The organism is Romboutsia sedimentorum (genome assembly GCF_030131845.1).
GTDB lineage: Bacteria > Bacillota > Clostridia > Peptostreptococcales > Peptostreptococcaceae > Romboutsia_D > Romboutsia_D sedimentorum.
The window spans coordinates 56,032-73,318 of sequence record NZ_JASKYM010000005.1; the positions used below are offsets into that span (position 1 = coordinate 56,032).

Sequence of the window (17,287 nt, forward strand, 5' to 3'; positions counted from 1 at the left end):
TGATGTTATGAAATGGATATATGAAGATTTTGAATTTGAAAATAGACTTAATAATTTATCATGGACTATATGTGGTGATTATAATGTAGAAATAGAAAATGATGAAAATGATTATTTATCAAAAAATGTGGCCTTATACTATTCTATAAATGCAGGAGCGAGAAGAACATACATTGATTTTAATACTATAAAAAAATACCTAAACAGTAGAGTTAAAAGTGGGCTAAATAAAGAAGTGTTAATAAAATTAGTTCAAATATGTAGTGATGTAGCAATAAATGATAAAATCATACAAGAAAGACCTGGAGTTTACGATATAAGAAAAAAAGCTTACCAAGATATAATTTCAAATTATTTTAAAATAAAAGATGACACTGTATTAGATAAGATAAAATATACTTTAATTCTTGAAAATATGGACAAACATCCAATTGTAAGTCCAAAGATAAGAAAAATTATAAATGATATAAAAAAAGCTGGAAATTGTAATAATACTTTAGATTTATTAAAGATAGTAGAAGATACATACAACACTCATTTTGGATATATAGTAAGTGAGTTAGAAGAAAGCCATAAGCATGAAAATAATAGAAAAAATACAGACATAGACTTTGATACTTTCTCTGACTTTATGAATGAAGAACTTTATAGTGATGATAGTGAAGTAGAAGAAATAATGTCTAGCAGGATAGTAGATTCCATAGGTGAAGGAAGTATTTTAGACAATAAAACCTCGTCTAATAGAAAAATATACATAGATGAAGAAAATGTAGCTAAGATATATACAAAAATAGAATATTATTATGGAAAGTCTTTTTTAGATAAAGAAGAAATAAAGAAATTAGAGCGAATTAATTGTAGAGATATACACGAAGGATGTAGAGTTCATTTAACAGACGGAGTACTTAGAAGTGAATGTGAAAATATATTTCAAATAAAATACGTAACAAGACAAAAAGAAAAGAATTTAAGTGTATATAGAGACGATATAAAAATATATAAAAGAAATATAAAAAAACTTAAAGACAATATAGGCAGGATGTTAATAAAAGAACAAGAAAAAGATATAATTCATTCTGATAATGGAAATTTAGTAGCCAATAAGCTTTGGAAAGTAGGAAAAAGTCAGGATAATAAGGTTTTTTATAAAAATATAAACAATGATAAAGGAAGATATGTAGTTGATATATTATTAGATTCTAGTGGTTCTCAAAGAAGAAACCAAGGGAAAGTAAGTGCACAAGGGTATATAGTATCTCAAGCACTTACTCAGCTAGGTATTTCAAATAGAGTTATGGGGTATTGTAGTTTTTTAGATTACACCATAATCAGACGATTTAGAGATTATAATTCTCCAATTAGCTTTAATGAAAACATATTTGAATATTTTTGTGCAGGAAATAATAGAGATGGGTTAGCTATAAAGTCTGTTTATGATGGGCTATTAAAACGTGAAGAAGAAAATAAGATTATGATAATACTAAGCGATGGAAAACCAAATGACGTTAAAGTAGGAAAGGAGAGCGAAAGGACTACAAAGAGCGAACTTAGCTACAAAGGTATTGTTGGAATAAGAGATAGTGCAAGTGAAGTTAGAAAAGCTAGAAAGCAAGGTATAAAAGTACTTGGTATTTTTACAGGCAAAGAAGAAGATTTAGAAGCAGAGAAGCTTATATACGGAAGAGATTTTGTTTATATTAACAATATAGATAGATTTGCAGATGTTATATCAATGTATCTAAAACGCATAATAGAGGTTTAAAACTAGGCTAGTAAATAGCTTAGTTTTTTTGTTTGTAATAAATATTAATCATAAATTATGGAAATGATATTAAATGTAAGATACTTTGTATGTAGAGGAGAGTTAAAATGGAAAATTCAATGTTTTGTTATCAATGTGAACAAACAGCGGGAGGTAAGGGCTGCACTAAAATGGGGGTTTGTGGAAAAACACCAGAAATAGCAGGACTTCAAGATTTGCTTATATATCAATTAAAAGGTATAAGTTTTTATGCTAAGAAACTTATAGAAAAAGGCGAACAAATAGATAAAGAGATAGTTAAGTTTGTAGAAAACTCTTTGTTTACAACTTTAACTAATGTAAACTTTGATGCAGAAGTTCATGTAGAGATGCTAAAAAAATCTCAACAAATAAAAGAAAAAATAAAAAATACAGTAGGACGTTGTAGTGATGAAACTGAACAAGCTACATATAAGTTAAGTAACACTAAAGAAGAAATGTTAGTTGATGCTAAAAAAGCAGGCATAATGTATGACCAAAATATAGATGCAGATATACGTTCTTTAAGACAAACAATTATATATGGACTTAAAGGAATAAGTGCTTATGGTCATCAAAGTAGAGAAATGGGATATTATAATGACCAAGTTGATGAATTTTATTTTAGAGGATTAGAATGTACTACTAATAATAACTTGTCACTTGAAGAAATGATACAAATGACTATGAGAACAGGGGATATGAGTGTTGCCGTAATGCAAAAGCTTGACGAAGCTAACACTAATATTTACCAAAATCCATCACCTCAAAAGGTAAATGTAAATATTAAAAAAGGCCCATTTATAATAGTATCAGGACATGATTTAAAAGACCTTGAAATGCTATTAAAGCAAACACAAGGTATGGGAATAAATATATATACTCATGGTGAAATGATACCTGCACATGGATATCCAGAACTTAAAAAATATACTCATTTAGTAGGTAATTTTGGTGGTGCTTGGCAAGATCAACAAAAAGAATTTGATAATATACCTGGATGTATACTTATGACTACAAACTGCCTTATGAAACCAAGAGATAGCTACAAAGACAGAATATTTACTACGAGTGTCGTTGGTTGGGACGGACTTAAACATATATGTAAAAAAGAGAATGGAGAAAAAGATTTTAGCGAAATGATAAATAAAGCCTTAGAACTTGGTGGATTTAAAGAAGATCAAGATACTAAAGAAATACTGGTTGGATTTGGTCATAATGCAACATTAAGTCATGCAGATACAATAGTAAATGCAGTAAAAGATGGTAAGATAAGACACTTTTTCTTAATCGGTGGATGTGATGGAGCAAGACCAGGCAGAAATTATTTTACGGAATTTGCTACAAAAGTTCCAAAAGACTGTGTGATACTTACGCTAGCTTGTGGTAAATATAGATTTAACAAACTAGACTTTGGTGAAGTAGCAGGGCTTCCAAGATTATTAGATGTAGGTCAATGTAATGATGCATACTCTGCTGTTAGGATAGCTTTAGCACTTGCAGATGCATTTGATACTGATGTTAATGGATTGCCATTATCAATAATATTATCTTGGTATGAACAAAAAGCAGTAGCTGATTTGCTTGCACTTTTATCATTAGGAGTAAAGGGGATATATTTAGGACCAACACTTCCTGCATTTATAACACCTAATGTACTTCAATACTTAGTTGATACATTTGATATAAGACCTATAAGTAATGCAGAAGAAGATTTAAAAAGTTGTTTACAACAAGGTATATAAAACTAATCTATACTTTTATTAGATGAGCATTTTATCAAGTTATATGCTAAATAAATATTATAATTAGAGTTTACGAGAAGGAAATTATCCTTCTCTTTTTTTATTAACTATTTAAAGTGATTTTTTATAAACTCAGCATTTATTTTATATTACAGGGAAAATATGAATTTATATAAAGATAGTATAAGTTTTAGTATTTAGGTATTAATTTATCTATTTCAAAATAATCTTCAAAAGTAAACAATGAGGATAAATTGTATATTCTATCATCTTTAAAATTAGATTTAAACTGATATATTAAAGCAGGTGATATTGATAAATGTCTTGAAGCGATAGGTTGGGTCCATGTTTTACCATTGTCAATAGACTTGCAAGTGTATAAATTAAAATATTCAACCCATTGAGCATATAAAATAGAATTATACTCAATTAGGTTAGGAAATAAACACATTATATTAGAACTTATGTAAATATGATTGTATACTTTAAAGTTGTCACATCTAATATATGCGTTTAAATAAGCGCAATAATATTTACCATCGTTATTTTCAGAAAAAACTATATGATAAAAGTTTTCATCATTATTTATAACAGATAAATAGATTTTATTTTTTTGTGAATTTGTCATTTGAATAGGATTAAGCCATTTAAATTCATTTAAATCATAAGTACAAAAAAACAATTCTTCAAATCCATTTATAACTTTGAAATAAAATATTGTTGGAATGTTATTATCCCAAGTTACTATAAAATTAGTAAGTATATTATAATTTATAAGATCAATTGAGTTTTTTATGCATATATTATCATGCATATATATATGAACTATAGTTGTTAAATTTGAATTATTTTTATTCATTGAATAATAAATAGCATGAGTTTCGTTTGATATTATTTTTATAAAAGGAAATTTAATAAAGAAGTTTTTATAATCGTACTTTAAAAGAGTATTTTCTTCTATATTCTTATCTTTGATATTAATATAAAGTAATTTACCTTTTTTATTATTTAAAATTCCATATATATTATCACTACTGTCTATTTCAAACCAAACATCTACAAAAGAATAATCGCCATCTATTATATTAATAGAATATAAATTATTAAAATTAGAATCCATGGTATTACAAATGATAGATTTATCAAAATTTAGTATATTTATAGTTTCATCTAGTTTCCTAATAAATATATATGTTTTATTAAAAAAAGACATAACATCCCCCCGAAAATTACTTATACTAATATTTATATTTTAAAATAATACATTTTATACATTAATAAAAAAAAAAATAATAAAATATATACTCAAACAGTAACAGGTAGATATGAATATCCATATATTTTAATAAGAAGAGAAAGTAGTCTTTTCTAAAATAATTAACAGGAGTGGATATTTGACATGGAAGAAATGAGATGTAATCAAGAAAAAAATTGCTGCGAAGAATGCGAAAATACGCCTTCTAAACCAAAACCAAATAAGTGTACAAATCAATGTTGTGAACCAATAGAATTAAGATGTCCTGCAGATATATCAAATGCAATATGTATACCAGTTCTAACAGAAAGAATATATGATTATGTATGCCTTAAATCAGGAACTATGAAATTAATAAAGGACTTAGTATTTAAAGTAAAGGAAAGACGTGGGGCAAAATACGGAGCTAATGAAATATGCGTAAAAGATGTACTTGTAGAATTTGATTTTATAGGGTTAATGAATGAGGACAAAGAACCAAGATTAAAATCATATATAGATAAAAAAGAAGTTAAATTTATACCAGATGAATGTTCACCAGAGTTTGAATGTGGAGATGTTAGTCTTTACAACTCATATAAAAACAAATACAATATAGCAACAAGTTCTAGTTGTTGTGAAAAAGGTAAAAAGACTAGAATTGCTCAAATAGGAGTAGAATTCTATGTATGTAATTTAGTTATAACAGTAAGAGGGAAAATAGGATGTGAGGATTTTGAAGCTTGTACAACATATAGTGGGCCAATATTAAATATAATGGATGGAAAAACAACACCTCTAGATTTTATAGGCGAAATATGCTTACCTTCAGATGAGTTCTGCTTAAATATGAAACTTAAATTTGATGGATGTATAGATGTTGATTGTGTATCACCACAAGAAAAATTCAATCCAGACTCTTGTACTAATCCAAACAGAGAATTTAAAGCAGATATATTCTCTTCTCTTTTAGTTACTGAAAAAATTTATGCTATAGTTAAAGAAGAATTAGTAGTATACACATCACCAAGTTGTATAAAATGTAGCGATGGAAACATAACATCAACTAAATGCTAATAATTTAAAAGCAGCTTTTTATAAAAAAAATAGCTGTAAATAAAAAATGAACTCTAGTATTAGAGTTCATTTTTTTATTGTATTAGATGGGATCTTATCTTGATTAAATAGCGTTTAAGAGCCTCTATCTTAGGCTATAGCAAATTATATTAAGGTGCTATTTAAAGTTCTAAAAAGGTAATAACAATGTGTTTTTACACATAAATATAAGAATAGTGTTTATATTTATGTAGTTTATGTAGTTATGGAAGGGGATTATTAAATGGAAAAATATTATAAAAAGTCTATAGTAGAAATATTTATAAAAATTAATGATATGATAACTAGTTTATATGATGAATATGATTGTTTTGTACAGTTGGAAATAACGACACTAGATGGAATTGTAACATATATGGAACTATCAAACAATGAAGAAAAAAATATAAACATAAGTAAAAATATGATAGTATATGACAACGTAGCAATCGCAATAAGTGATATAGTGAAAGTGAAAATATTAACTGATAATGAAATTAAAGATGAACTAATTATGGAATTTGAAAATACGGATGTATTTACTTCAAGAAGTACATACAATAAAAATTACCAAAGAAGATATAGCAAGAAAATGAATGATAAAAATATTGAAGATTATATAAAAGAAAACTATAAAAATATAGATTCAATAAAATTTAACAGTATTGTAGATGAAAATCATACAAAAGGTAGAGCATACGAAAAGATAATAAAAGAAGAGGTTTTAAGTGATGAAACATATTTAGATTCAAAACAAGTAGACGTTTTACAAAGTGTAAATATAGATGTACAAAAAACTGAGGCTATTAACTATATAAAAACACATCCTCAAGAAATAATAACTAATATAGAGGTTGAAGAAAAAAAAGTTTTAACAAATAATGCACAAGAGGCAGAAGTAGCTAGACCGGTACAAACAAAGCCTGTAAAAGTAATAACTAACATAGATATAGATGATTGCGATGTAGTAGTAGCTCAATCCACTACAAGGGCTATAAAAGATATAAAACAAAATCAGTCTGGCGTTGTTATAGATTTAGCACCTGATTACATAGGCGGAGTTATAGGGAATATAAATACTACAGATAATATAATTAAATCAAAAACTATTGATATTTTAAGCTTAGAGCCATTAAATAAACAGGTAAGCAAAGATGAGGTAAGTTCAAAATCACTAATGTTAGATCCTACAGGAGACGGATATGTAGGAGTTGTGTTAGATGATGGGACATTTGAACCATTAAAAATAGAATTAAAGACAATAACTGTATTAGAAGATGATTCTAATAACTTATTAGGAAATATAGATATTAATAAACAAATAGGTAAAGTTGTTAAAGATATTGGCCAGCATAAAGCAAACTTAATAGAATCATTAGATATTGAATATGCCGATAATTTAGTAGAATATAAATCAGAAAATTTAGAGTCTATAAAAAATATTATAAACACGTCAAAAGATATTGTAAATTCTATAACTAATAAATACGATACCGTTAATGTTGTTACAAAGGAAGAAACAGAATTGATAAATGATATAATAAATATAAGTGGAAACTCTATACAACAAATAGAAGATATAAAAACAACACCAGTTATACAATCAATAAAACCGATAAATGATTATAAAAGCGTTACAGAAAATATTAAATTAAGCAAAGTAAATGTAAATGTAGTTAAGGATATAGAAACTGTTGGTAAGGATGATTTTAACTTATATAAAGAAAATATAAATGGAAGTATAGAATATGTTGGGGATGGAATAATGATTGTTAATAATGGTGATTCAGATATAACTATTTATTCCACAGAAAATATTAATTCTGTGAATTTATAAGATGTATGCAAAAACTTTATATTTAAAGATAAAGGGGCTGTCTCAAAATAAAATAAGGATAGTCCGACAAAAAAATGAACTCTAGTGACTAGAGTTCATTTTTTATGTACAGAATTAATTTATGCTAAAAAACAAAACTATACATAAAGATTATAACCAAGTTATAAATACTAATAACCAATTATCGATAAAAACTTTAGAAGAAATAATACCACATAATGATTCGGTTAGGATACTAAGCCAAATAATGGAGGAATTAAATTACGAAAAATTAATGAAGGCATATTCCCCGAAGGGAAGAAATCCAGTGGTCTCACCGAAGGTATTATTTAAAGTTTTAGTATATGCTTATATGAATAACATTTATTCTAGTAGAAAAATAGAAAAGGTATGTCGCAGAGATATTAATTTTATGTGGCTTTTACAAGGAGAAAAAACTCCAGATCATAATACGATATCTAGATTTAGAAGTAATAGAATTTCAGTAGCAGGAGAAGATCTATTTTATCAATTAATTAAAAAGTTGTTAAAGTTAAAAGAGATTAAATTTGAAAATATATTTATAGACGGAACAAAAATAGAGGCTAACGCCAATAAATATACTTTTGTATGGAAAAAATCAACCGATAAATCTGAAGTTAAATTACAAGAAAAACTTAGAATATTAATAAGAACTCTAAATGATGAGTTGAATATAAATTATACAATTTATACAGTTCAAGATAAAATTACAGTGCAACAAGTATCTGAAATTCTAACAACTTTAAATAAAATTAAGATTTCTGAAAATATAGAATTTGTACATGGAAAAGGTAAAAGAAAATCAAAACTACAAAGATTTATAGAACGATTTGACGAATTAGCTCATAGACAAGGAAAATATGACAATTATAACTCTATATTCGATGGTAGAAATAGTTTTTCTAAAACAGATAAAGATGCTACATTTATGCATATGAAAGAAGATCATATGAGAAATGCTCAACTTAAACCAGGATATAATGTACAAATTGGGGTTGAAGGTGAATATATAGTTGGACTAGATATTTCTAGTGAAAGATCTGATCAATTGACTCTTATACCATTTCTTAAAAATTTAAAATTAAAATTACATAAAACATACAAAAATGTAGTTGCCGATGCAGGATATGAAAGTGAAGAAAACTATGTATATTTACTAGAAAATAAGCATAATTCATTTATAAAACCTCAAAATTATGAGTCTAGAAAGAAAAATAAGTTTAAAAATAATATTAGCAAAAGAGAAAATATGCATTATGATGAACAAAATGATTGTTATATATGTTATAACCGTAAGGTTTTGATGCCTATCGGCAGAAAATCAAAAAAATCAAAATCAGGATATAAATCCATATTAACTATATATGAATGTGAAGATTGTAATGGTTGTGAGTACAAGGATAAATGTACTAAAGCTAAAGGAAATAGACAGATACATGTTTCAAAAAAATTTATAGATTTAAGAGAGAATTCACTAACTAATATAAAAAGTGCCGGAGGCATATTACTTAGAATGAATAGATCTATACAAGTTGAAGGTACATTTGGAGTTTTAAAAGAAAATTATGGATTCAGACAATTTCTAACTAGGGGCAAAGAGAATGTAAAGTGTGAATTTTTACTCCTAACATTTGCATTTAATATAAATAAATTGCATACTAAAATGCGTAAAAATAAGTTAGGTGTATCTTTTTTCATAAAAGATATAGCTTAAGAATATTAAATCAATAAAAAAAAGAGATTTGGAAAATCTTGTTTTTGTGATGCACAAATAAGGTTGATTTTTCTTAAATAGAAAAAAAGAAGGTGCCTCGTCTAATGATTTCTAAAAATCATTTTGAGACACCCCCTTTATAAAATAGATTTAATTTTTAAATGAAAATTTGAGAATCTTAATAATTTAAAAATTCTATAGAATCTAAGCAAACAAAGTATATCATATTTACAGTAGTAGTAGTATTAGAAAGAACTAAAACATTTCCTACTCTACCTAAAACTTTAACGTTTTGTAAAGCTAACCATCCACCAGTTAAGCTAACTATATTTGAACTAAATGAGTTGAAAATTGAATTGAAGACACCTTCGTTACAACAACAGTCCTCACATTTAATAGAACATTTTTCGTGAGAATCATCAAGTAATGCAATTAAATTAGCTTCAAATTCACTTCTAGTAATAGCTGTAGTGTTATATGTGAACGCTACAGCCTGTATGTTGCATAAAGAAGCATGGTTTATATTTAATGCTAGAGAAGCAGAGCCAGGTACAGGATAAAATACCTCAGTAGTAGGTGTCAATCTTAAAGAACTACAACTACAAGATTCAAAACCACTAAATGTAGCATCTGGCACAGATATATTATCACCATCAGTTATTGCAGCAGTAAGTTGAGCTCCTGCTAAGAGATGTTTTCCTATAAATCCAAATTGATTAAAGTTAACATAAGGATTTACTGTTGGACAAGTTAATAGTTCTAAAGATTTTTTCATACTATCTTTGCAACAACAAGTTTCTTTTTTATTATTTTCATGTTTATTATCTTTAGATTCACAGTAACAAGGCTCTTCCTTTTTACTGTAGCAAGGATCTTCTTTTTTATCATAGCAGTTACATTTAGAATTACCGTCTTTCCAACCATTTCTATTTGATTCACAATTAGGCATATTATCATACTCCTTAAATTACATAATTCATAGGCGATTTTATAACCTACGTACTTATAATATATTTAAAATTATAGAAAAAAGTTACATATAACATAAAAAAATATTTATAATATTTATGCATAAACATAACTTAGTAAATTTAATATGAATTTAGTTTTTTTTATAAATACAATAAATTAAAAAGCTTGATTCTAAATGTATATCAGAATCAGACCTTTTTAATTTATTGTATTTTTTAGATTGTCTAATACACAAGGCATTAATCATACAGTCGTAATCTATATAAATTATATTAATAATTTAAAAATTCTACAGAATCTAAGCAAACAAAGTATATTGTATGAGAAGAAACATTATTAGAAAGAACTAAAACATTTCCTACTCTACCTAAAACTTTAGCACTCTGTATAGCTAACCATCCAGCAGTTAAGCTATTTATATTTGAACTAAATGAGTTGTAAATTGAATTGAAAACACCTTCATTACAACAACATTCTTCACATTTAATAAAACATTTATCATGAGAATCATCAAGTAATGCAGTTAAATTAGCTTCAAATTCAGCTTGAGTAATAGTTGCAGTGCTATATGTGAATGCTATAGATTCTACATCACATAAAGATGCATGATTTGCAGTTAATCCTAGAGTTGCAGTATCTGTAATTACAGGATAGTTTATATCGGTAGTAGGTGTTAACCTTACAGAACTACAACTACAAGATTCAAAGCCACTAAATGTAGCAGCAGGTGAAACTATATTGTCACCATCAAGTAATGTAGCAGTAAGTTGAGTTCCTACTAAATAATGTTTTCCTATAAATGCAAAGTTATTAAAGTTAACATAAGGATTTATTGTTGAGCAAGTTAATAGTTCTAAAGCTTTTTTCATGCTATCTTTGCAACAGCAAGTTTCTTTTTTATCATGTTTATCATCTTTAGATTCACAATTAGCCATATAATTATACTCCTTAAATTACATAATTCATAGATAATTTGATAACCTATGTACTTATAATATATTTAATAATATAGAGAACAGTTACATATAAGACAAAAAATATTTATTAATAAACATAAATTAAAGCGAATTTAATATGAAATTGAATTTTTAAACAAATAAATGTAAATAATTTAAATGAAAAGAATAAGGAAGGTGAGCAGATGATAAAAGAACGTAAAGTAAAAGAACCAATTGTTGCAATAAGTAAAGCAATTAGTGAAGGAAAATCTTTAGAAAAAGCACTAGACTTATTACCGATGGATAAAGTAATACAAAAAGGGGATGTTGTAATAATAACTCCAAATTGGGTAAAAGATAAAAAGCCTAAAGATGGAGTAGTGGTAGGCCCTAAAACACTAAAAAAACTTATACAATATGTAAAATCTAAACAACCAGGTAAGATATATATAGCAGTTGGCTCAGCAGGCGCTAAAACACCTGATGTTATGAAAAAAGTAGGATATGATAAGGTAATACAAGATGAAGAAGTAGAATTTATTGATATGAATTATGGACCATACATAAACTTAGAACTAAATCATAAAATAATAAAATCTACACCCATTAATAAAGTAATAGATGAAGCTGATGTTATAATATCATTTACACAATTAAAACAACATGAGGAAGCAACAGTAACAGCATCTATAAAAAACATAGCAATGGGATGGCCACCAGCAGAAATTCATGGATATCCTAAAAAAAATACAGGTATACATGAAGACTTACATGGATTTATAAGAAGTTTTGCAAATAAAGTGCCTATAGATTTAAGTATAATAAGTTGCGATAAAGCAATGATAGGAACAGGGCCTACTAATGGTATGGCAGTAGATACTCCAGGGCTTATAATAGCATCTACAGACCCTCTTGCAGCAGATGCTATAGGTGCAAGATTACTTGGGTTCTTACCACAAGCAGTATGTTATTTATATGGGTTATACAAAGATGGTATAGGAGAAGTTAAACCTGAGAATATGGATATAAAAGGAATAGATTTAGTAGAAGCTGAAAAGATATTTAGCAAGGCAGCTTATGGAAAAAGTGATGTTATGGTTGATAAAGAAAAATTTAAAGATATACATGGACAATAAAAAATTAAATAGTCTAAAAATATGAAAATTTTTACAAGAATTTTAAAAAGTAATAAGTGTAATAATAACAATAGAAATAAATCAAAAGGATGTGGCAGTATGACTCATAAAAAACAAGAAAATATAAAAAAAATGCAAAACTATCAAAAAGAAAAATTAGAAATAGCAAAAGAGTTAGGTATAAATGGTGCTAATAGTAGTGAAGTTAATGTTAAAATAGCATCACAAGGAGAGCCTGAACACAGTAATAAAACTATGACTAAGCAAAGAAATATGCAAAGTAAGCAAAAAACAGCAAGAGAGAAAAATGAACTTGTAATAAGATAAGTTAAATTTTATTGACAATATTTTATACAAATAGTATATTAAAAATAATACACAAAGGCGTGTTTAAAGAGCAAAGGAGCTCCATAGGATTATATCTATGGAGTTTTTTTGTTTTTACACAAACACTATATTAAAAAGGGAGAGATAAAATTGTATAATTTTGAAATTAAAACAAAGATAAAATTCGGAAAAGGATCATTAGAGTCAATTAGTGAAATCAAAAATAAGAAAATACTAATAATAACAGATCCGTTTATGATTAAATCTAAAATGATAGATAAAATTTTAGAACATATTAAAGAATCTAGCTATGAGATATTTAGTGATATAGTTCCAGATCCACCAATAGAACTTATAGTTAGCGGAGTAGAAGTGTGTGATAGAGTAAAGCCACAAGTTATTATAGCTTTGGGTGGAGGGTCTGCAATAGATGCAGCCAAAGCTATAATGGACTTTTCAAAAAAAATATTAAAAACACAAGAAATAGAATTTATAGCAATCCCAACTACAAGTGGAACAGGATCAGAGGTAACATCTTTTTCTGTAATAACAGATAACCAAAAAGGAGCAAAATATCCATTAGTGTCAGATGAACTTCTTCCTGATATAGCCATACTAGACCCTGAATTAGTAAAAACAGTGCCTAACTTTATAACAGCAGATACAGGTATGGATGTACTTACTCATGCAATAGAAGCTTATGTATCAACTAATGCAAATGATTTTTCTGATGCACTTGCTGAAAAAGCTATAAAGTTGGTGTGTAAATATTTAATTAAAACATATAAAAATGGAGAAGATCTTGATGCTAGAGAAAAAATGCATAATGCATCATGCTTAGCAGGATTGGCTTTTAATAATGCATCTCTTGGTGTAAACCACTCTATAGCACATGTACTAGGTGGTAAATTCCATGTACCTCATGGAAGAACAAATTCAATTTTACTTCCTCATGTAATAGAATATAATGCAGATATAGTAGGATATAATAATACAGACTATTCTTTAGCTGCAAAGAAGTATGCAGATATAGCTAGTTTTTTAGGGTTGAATTCATCTAATATAAGAGTTGGGGTGAAAAGTTTAGTTAATGAAATTAAAAAAATGCAAAAAGAAATGAATATGCCAACTAAGCTAAGTGAGTGTAAGATAAATATTAACGATATAACTGATTTAGAAAAAGAAATAGCAGCTTTAGCAATAAAAGATGCATGTACTAAAACTAATCCTAAACAGCCAACAGAAAAAGAAATAATAAACATATTAAATAAAATCAAATAGCGACATAAAGTGTCAAGGAAAATGTTTGTTATAAAAGATAAAATAAATATTGACAAATATAAAACGAAAAATTATAATAAAAGTATCACAAAGGCGTGATAATTTATAAAAAAGCAATGAGGCTTCTTAAAGGATATGTTTTTATGTGTCTTTTAGAAGCCTCTATTTATTTAATAGCAACTAAAAGTTAGTAAAGAAAGCAGGGAATAAATTGACACAAGATACTAAACAAAGAGTTATTCAAGAATATGTGCCAGGTAAACAAGTTACACTTGCTCATATAATAGCGAATCCAAATGAAGAAATATACAAGAAATTAGGTCTTATAATAGATAAAAAAGATGCAATTGGAATACTTACAATAACTCCCAGTGAAGCGTCAATAATAGCAGCAGATGTGGCAACAAAAGCATCGGGAGTATCATTAGGGTTTATAGATAGATTCAGTGGATCTTTAGTGGTTACGGGTGATGTAAGCTCTGTAGAGTCTGCACTTGATGAAGTATTACAAGTTTTAGGAAATATGCTAAACTTTACATCTACTAAGATAACGAGGACTTAAAAATGAAAAATGTAATTTTTATGGGAAAGACAGGTAGTGGAAAAACAACTTTATGCCAAAAGCTAGATGAGTTAGAGCTTAAATATAAAAAAACACAATCAGTAGAAATTTACAATAATGCAATAGACACTCCTGGTGAGTATATGGAAAACAGATCATTATACAATGCTTTAATAACAACAGCAGTAGATGCAAAAGTTATAGCGATAGTATATGACTGCACACAAGAAGAAAATTATATAGCACCAGGTTTTGCAAGTATATTTTGCAAAGAAGTAATAGGTATTATAACTAAGATTAATAATGCTGATAGTGAAAACGATATTAACATAGCACAAGAAAGATTAGAAATGGCAGGCGTTAATAAAATATTTAAAGTAGACACTATTGATAATATAGGTATAGAGGAATTACTTAAATATCTAAGTTAATTTTAAAACACATATTAATAAAAGTGTTGTTAAGACCTTTAAGTGAGGTGGAATATATGGCTAAAAAAATATTGTTAGTGGATGACGAGCCACTTATAAGAATGGATATAAAAGATTTATTAGAAGAGCGAGGATATGAAATAGTAGGAGAAGCTTGCGATGGATTTGAAGCTGTTGAAAGTTGTAAGAAATACAATCCAGACTTAGTAATCATGGATATAGATATGCCAATACTAGATGGAATAAAAGCAGGAAAAATAATAGCTAAAGAAAATTTAGCTGGAGGAGTGCTTTTACTAACTTCTTTTGAGGATAGTGAATATATCGAAAAAGCTAAAAGTATTGGTGCATTTGGATACTTAGTAAAACCTGCTAATGAAAAAGTACTTATACCTACTATAGAAATGTGCTTATCGAAGGTAAATGAATTTGAAAAAATGAAAAAAGATTTAGATAACATAAATTCTAAATTGGTAGAAAGAAAAGTAATAGAAAGAGCAAAAGGCATACTTACTAGAGAATTTAAAATAGGTGAAGATGAAGCTTATAATAGAATTAGAAAACTTAGTATGGACAAAAGAACTACTATGCTTGAGATAGCTAAAATGATTATTATTGGATATGATGAATAATACAATAAGCAAAATATGTATAGAAAACACCTATTTGAATGAAGAGCAAGTTGAAAAAATTATAGAGGTTTCAAAATCATTAGAACTGATGGCAAATTTCTATGAAAGTGATGTTTTTATAGATGTGTTAAGCAAAAATAAAAATGAAGCTTTAGTAGTGTGTCATGGTAAACCACAAAACAAGTCACTTTATAGTGAAAACGTCGTAGGTAAGAAGGCATTAAATGAAAATGAGCCAGGAGTAATAAAAACTCTAAATTTAGGAATTACAACAAGGGATATAAAAGCTCTAACTCAAGAATACAAGTTAGTACAACAGACAATTCAACCAATAGCCCTAGAAAATGAAGTTATAGGAGTATTGATTGTAGAAAAAGATATAAGTAACGAGTTAAAAAATGAATTTGATATAAATCAAAATAACAAAACTCAAAGTGAAAAGTCACATGAATTTATAAACTTAATAAAAAATAATAATTTTTTAACTGATAATTTAAATTCTGCTATACTTATATTTGATAAAAATGGAACACTAAAGATAAAAAATAAAAATGCAGTTCAAATGTATAAGAAACTAGGATTCATATGTGATATACAAGATATGCATTATAATGATTTATATATAGAACATGAAAAGTTTGAACAAATTTTATTGAATGAAAACTATGATGAGACTAATGAGGTTTGTATAGACACATTATTTTTCAAAATAAAGACAATCCATATCAAAGATGATGAGTTTAAGATTGTAAAAATAATAGAAGACATAAGTGACTTAAAACAAAAGGAAGCTGAACTTGTGCTTAAATCAGTGGCTATAAGAGAAGCACATCATAGAGTTAAAAATAATCTTTATACAGTTATATCGCTGCTTAAAAAACAAAGTAGGATATCTAATAATGAAGAAGTTAAGAATTGCTTAGACAATATAACTAATAGAGTATTTGCAATATTATCAACACACCATTTATTATCTAAAGAACTTGATAATAATATATCTGTGATAGATGCTATAAATTTATTAGTAAGCAATATCCAAGGTGGCTATTGTGATAATAAAGATATAAATATCTATATAAGTGGTGAAGATTTTAAAATAAGTGGAGAAAAAGCAACTGCGCTTTTGTTAGTCATGAATGAGGTTATACAAAACTGTTATGATCATGCGTTTTTAGATAAGGAAAAAGGCAACATACAAATATTAATAAATGAAGAAGATGAATATAAAAACATAGCAGTAATAGATAATGGAATAGGATTTACCAATGAAAATTCAGATAAAAAAAGTCTAGGAACTTTTATAATAGATAGCTATATGAATCAAGTATTAAAAGGTAGTATTGAAAGACTATCAAATGAAAATGGTACAAAGGTTTTACTTAAAATACCATCACAAATCAATATTTAAAACTAATAACTTAACTACGAAGTAGTAGTATTAATTGAGCAAAGAGGCTTAAGGTTGTTAATAGAGTAAGTGAATTTAAAAGAAATTATATTAATTTATAATTTGAATTTCACTTATATTTATTATAACTTTGAGCCTCTTTGCTTGTTTAAAACATACTTTAAATCTTAGGAG

15 protein-coding genes are annotated in these 17,287 nt (G+C 27.0%); 12 read left to right on the top strand and 3 right to left on the bottom strand.

Features of this window, described 5'->3' with window-relative positions; translation table 11 throughout:
* Positions 1 to 7 precede the first annotated feature (7 nt).
* Positions 8 to 1,762, top strand: coding sequence for a vWA domain-containing protein (locus QOZ84_RS10845; protein ID WP_284132986.1), 1,755 nt, complete (start codon positions 8 to 10; stop codon positions 1,760 to 1,762).
* A gap of 107 nt (positions 1,763 to 1,869) precedes the next feature.
* Entirely contained in the window at positions 1,870 to 3,525 is a 1,656-nt protein-coding gene (hcp, locus tag QOZ84_RS10850; RefSeq protein WP_284132987.1) for a hydroxylamine reductase, read from the top strand.
* Between the two features lie 190 nt (positions 3,526 to 3,715).
* Here the strand turns inward: hcp and QOZ84_RS10855 are convergent, their stop codons facing one another.
* The gene (locus QOZ84_RS10855) at positions 3,716 to 4,738 is read right to left on the bottom strand and encodes a hypothetical protein (protein ID WP_284132988.1); all 1,023 of its coding nucleotides are present in this window, start codon (positions 4,736 to 4,738) and stop codon (positions 3,716 to 3,718) included.
* 186 nt (positions 4,739 to 4,924) lie between these two features.
* Between QOZ84_RS10855 and QOZ84_RS10860 the strand changes: the two genes are divergently transcribed.
* The 3 genes from QOZ84_RS10860 (at position 4,925) to QOZ84_RS10870 (ending at position 9,426) form a co-directional block, all read left to right on the top strand.
* Positions 4,925 to 5,836 carry a hypothetical protein gene (locus QOZ84_RS10860; RefSeq protein WP_284132989.1) on the top strand — a complete coding sequence of 304 codons (912 nt, stop codon included), beginning with the start codon at positions 4,925 to 4,927 and terminating at the stop codon, positions 5,834 to 5,836.
* A 262-nt stretch (positions 5,837 to 6,098) separates the two neighbouring features.
* Positions 6,099 to 7,691, top strand: a complete 1,593-nt coding sequence (locus QOZ84_RS10865) for a hypothetical protein (protein WP_284132990.1) — start codon at positions 6,099 to 6,101, stop codon at positions 7,689 to 7,691.
* Between the two features lie 163 nt (positions 7,692 to 7,854).
* Positions 7,855 to 9,426: an IS1182 family transposase gene (locus tag QOZ84_RS10870; RefSeq protein ID WP_416390351.1), complete on the top strand. Its 1,572-nt coding sequence runs from the start codon at positions 7,855 to 7,857 to the stop codon at positions 9,424 to 9,426.
* Between the two features lie 178 nt (positions 9,427 to 9,604).
* Here the strand turns inward: QOZ84_RS10870 and QOZ84_RS10875 are convergent, their stop codons facing one another.
* Both QOZ84_RS10875 and QOZ84_RS10880 read right to left on the bottom strand, forming a co-directional pair.
* Positions 9,605 to 10,375 carry a CotA family spore coat protein gene (locus QOZ84_RS10875; RefSeq protein WP_284132992.1) on the bottom strand — a complete coding sequence of 257 codons (771 nt, stop codon included), beginning with the start codon at positions 10,373 to 10,375 and terminating at the stop codon, positions 9,605 to 9,607.
* Positions 10,376 to 10,670: 295 nt separating this feature from the next.
* Entirely contained in the window at positions 10,671 to 11,333 is a 663-nt protein-coding gene (locus QOZ84_RS10880; RefSeq protein WP_284132993.1) for a CotA family spore coat protein, read from the bottom strand.
* A gap of 206 nt (positions 11,334 to 11,539) precedes the next feature.
* Here QOZ84_RS10880 and QOZ84_RS10885 point away from each other — a divergent pair, with 206 nt between their 5' ends.
* The 7 genes from QOZ84_RS10885 (at position 11,540) to QOZ84_RS10915 (ending at position 17,113) form a co-directional block, all read left to right on the top strand.
* Positions 11,540 to 12,472, top strand: a complete 933-nt coding sequence (locus QOZ84_RS10885) for a DUF362 domain-containing protein (RefSeq protein ID WP_284132994.1) — start codon at positions 11,540 to 11,542, stop codon at positions 12,470 to 12,472.
* 99 nt (positions 12,473 to 12,571) lie between these two features.
* Entirely contained in the window at positions 12,572 to 12,799 is a 228-nt protein-coding gene (locus tag QOZ84_RS10890) for a hypothetical protein (protein WP_284132995.1), read from the top strand.
* A gap of 150 nt (positions 12,800 to 12,949) precedes the next feature.
* Positions 12,950 to 14,080, top strand: a complete 1,131-nt coding sequence (locus tag QOZ84_RS10895) for a 1-propanol dehydrogenase PduQ (RefSeq protein WP_284132996.1) — start codon at positions 12,950 to 12,952, stop codon at positions 14,078 to 14,080.
* 211 nt (positions 14,081 to 14,291) lie between these two features.
* The gene (gene eutS, locus QOZ84_RS10900) at positions 14,292 to 14,642 is read left to right on the top strand and encodes an ethanolamine utilization microcompartment protein EutS (protein WP_026901044.1); all 351 of its coding nucleotides are present in this window, start codon (positions 14,292 to 14,294) and stop codon (positions 14,640 to 14,642) included.
* 2 nt (positions 14,643 to 14,644) lie between these two features.
* A complete protein-coding gene (locus QOZ84_RS10905) occupies positions 14,645 to 15,073 on the top strand; it encodes a EutP/PduV family microcompartment system protein (protein ID WP_284132997.1) in 429 nt (142 codons plus the stop codon).
* Between the two features lie 56 nt (positions 15,074 to 15,129).
* Positions 15,130 to 15,705 carry an ANTAR domain-containing response regulator gene (locus tag QOZ84_RS10910; RefSeq protein WP_284132998.1) on the top strand — a complete coding sequence of 192 codons (576 nt, stop codon included), beginning with the start codon at positions 15,130 to 15,132 and terminating at the stop codon, positions 15,703 to 15,705.
* On the top strand, positions 15,698 to 17,113 hold the full coding sequence (locus tag QOZ84_RS10915; protein WP_284132999.1) for a sensor histidine kinase: 1,416 nt from the start codon (positions 15,698 to 15,700) through the stop codon (positions 17,111 to 17,113). Before QOZ84_RS10910 ends, QOZ84_RS10915 begins: the two co-directional genes overlap by 8 nt.
* The last annotated feature ends 174 nt before the right edge of the window (positions 17,114 to 17,287 follow it).